The 2,601-nt window shown below is 53.2% G+C and carries 2 protein-coding genes and 1 pseudogene; 2 read left to right on the top strand and 1 reads right to left on the bottom strand.

Annotated features, from left to right (window positions below; translation table 11 throughout):
* Positions 1 to 301: porin (locus AC13DD_RS01060; protein WP_482930733.1), on the top strand; the 301-nt coding region annotated here is incomplete at its 5' end.
* A gap of 606 nt (positions 302 to 907) precedes the next feature.
* Positions 908 to 2,086, top strand: coding sequence for a hypothetical protein (locus tag AC13DD_RS01055; protein WP_041333826.1), 1,179 nt, complete (start codon positions 908 to 910; stop codon positions 2,084 to 2,086).
* A gap of 339 nt (positions 2,087 to 2,425) precedes the next feature.
* Here AC13DD_RS01055 and AC13DD_RS01050 read toward each other — a convergent pair.
* Positions 2,426 to 2,601, bottom strand: a pseudogene (locus AC13DD_RS01050) (IS1380 family transposase); the annotation flags it as partial.

Here is a 2,601-nt window from a genome sequence, read left to right as displayed (position 1 = left end):
TAATCTGGATCTCGCCGCCGCTTCCGGGCGCTTCCATGCCCAGGCCCAATATTTCGATTCCGACGAAGGGCAGGTGGATGTTGATGGTTATTACGTACAGCTTGGCTGGATCATCACCGGCCAAAGGCGTCCTTACAAAGCCGGAGCATTCAACCGGGTAAAACCGGCATCACCCAAAGAGGCCTCGGAAGTTGTTGCCCGCTTTGAGGATCGTGACGGAAAATACAGTGATGTGGGGGTGGCCACCACGACCGGCGGTAAGACCGACGGTAACCAAACAACACTGGGCGTTAACTATTAGGCCAACAAGAATGTTCGACTTGGAATGAGCTACATGGATGGCGAAGAAGCCAATGGCGCGAGCGGAGATGAAGTTCGCGCAAGGTTGCAGTACGCATTCTAATCCTTGATCGAGCGCATGTTTAACTTGACGCCAGTAAGTGAGAATCGTTGTAAAAAATAATCTGAAAATTCAGGCTGGATTCAGACTACCCTGCTAGACTTGTTTGCGAGTAAATGAGTTACTCAGGTTTTTAGGGCAGATTTTTCTGCCCTTTTTTTATGGTTTTCTCACCAAGGTGCGCACCAGCCTGGCACCACGGAACTGCTGCCCTAACACGGAACTGCTACCCGGAGTGGGTGCCAGTGACACCGACCTAGACCCGGAAATCAGCGTAAACTACGAACTGGGTGCCCGTTTGCGCCATGGCGCGCTCAACGTCGAAGCCATCGGTTTCTGCAGCCACTACAGCAATACGGGCTGCTCAGGTAACCGCAGATGTCTATATTACAACGAAAAGAATTTATAGACCTTCGTCTAAATAAAATGCAAATTCATTTGAATTGTTACCGATTGCTAACTAACCTCGTTGACGGGTCGAATAATAATATTACTCGGAGACAACAAATGAAAAGATCAAAACTGAGAACCTCCATCCAGGCAGCAACCTCCTTGCTGGTTTTTGGCATTGCGAGTCCAGCTAGTGCCATGAAGATTTTGGGCGATGCCGACCATATGACCAATCTGAAGGGCTACGAAATAGAAGTGTACGGTTACGCCCGCCTTAACGCCAGCTACGACATTGAGGAAGACATCTCAGAACCAACTCGGGCGGGCGACTTCAGCAAGATTAATACTGGAGCAGACGAAATCAACGAGGCCACTGGCTATTTCGGCGCTGACGCGACGCAAAGCAGGCTCGGCGTGAAAGCGACGCTTCCTCAGGGCGTCAAGATAGTCGTTGAGGGCGGCTTTCGGTACGGCAACCTCCGGCTTCGTCACGCGTATGGCGAGTACAAGGGCGTGATGGCGGGCCAAAACTGGTCAAACTACAACAGTTTTGTTGGCTTCATCCCGACACTCGAGTTTGACGGCATGCCAGGCAACGCAGGCAGCCAGTTCCGGACATCTCAGGTGCGTTATACCAGCGGCCCAGTGTCCGTCTCCCTCGAACAGCCCTTTAATTTCGCAAGCCTCATCGCTACCGATCCGGACATTGAGCAGAAAACAAGTCTGCCGATTGCAACCGCACGCCTGGAAGATAGCGCTGGTGCCATCTCCTACTCAACTGCCGCATTCGTGCGCCAAATTGATTACGATACCGGCACTCAAGATGACAGTGCAATCGGTTACGGCGCTTTTGGCGCGCTCACCTTCGCAGCCTCAGACACGGTGACACTGTATGGCGTTTTCAACTACGTGAACGGTGGCGACATCTACCTGTACCGGTCAGGTGACAACTATGCCGTAGATTACGGCTATGTTAATAGCTCAGGCAGCGTTGAGTTGATCAGCGGGTACGGTGCCTCAGCCGGCGCGTCCTTTGACCTGGGCGGTGGCCGCTCAATAAACACGGGCGTCGGCATGGTGGAGGTAGACTGGGATGACGCGCTGCGTGATCTTCCCGGTTCAGCCGACATTGGTAACAAACAGGAAACTAACACCATGGCGATGATTAACTACCAGTGGTCTCCTGCGAAAGCAGTGACCATGGGTGTTGAATACAGCTACTTCATGGTCGACGAAGTTGACGGTGACGATGGGGATGCGAGCCGGTTGATGTTTGCCGCTCAGTACAACTTTTAAACTGTCGTAACGACAGCGAAAGACTAGTCTTCGGCGCTTTGACTCTGAACATTTTAGGGTTGGGGCGCCGAAGGTTTTCACGGTAAAGATTTTTTCGGTATTGACTATTTCCTGAATCAGTGACTTTGCAGGCCAGTATACTCCGCAAAGCGCCATCGGCGCTAACGGGAGCCATCACTTGGTCAAAAGCAGGTTGATAATGCCGGAACGTGCAGTCTGACGTCGATCAGCGGCCAAATTTGGGCGCGTTTTGATCAACTTCTGGTCGTCAGGCAATAGCGGGTTGCCCCGGGCTGGTTTTCCGGGTGGCTTTAAGGTAGCGGCTGTTGTCGGACTTGCTTAACCGGAGGCGGCAAGGCTTCCATAGAGGTCGCGGTAAACGGCAAAGCCCGGACAGTGCCGACCAAAGCGCAGAATCCACTGCCGGCCGCTGTGCACCAGGCGGCAGGCCATGGTCATCAGTTCCTGCATCACCGTTCTCAGGCGGCGGCGCTTGGCCGGATGGCGCACTGGCG

Source organism: Marinobacter sp. L-13 (assembly GCF_056857715.1).
The sequence above is the reverse complement of the archived record's forward strand: the minus strand, read 5'-3'. Positions and strand labels throughout refer to the sequence as shown.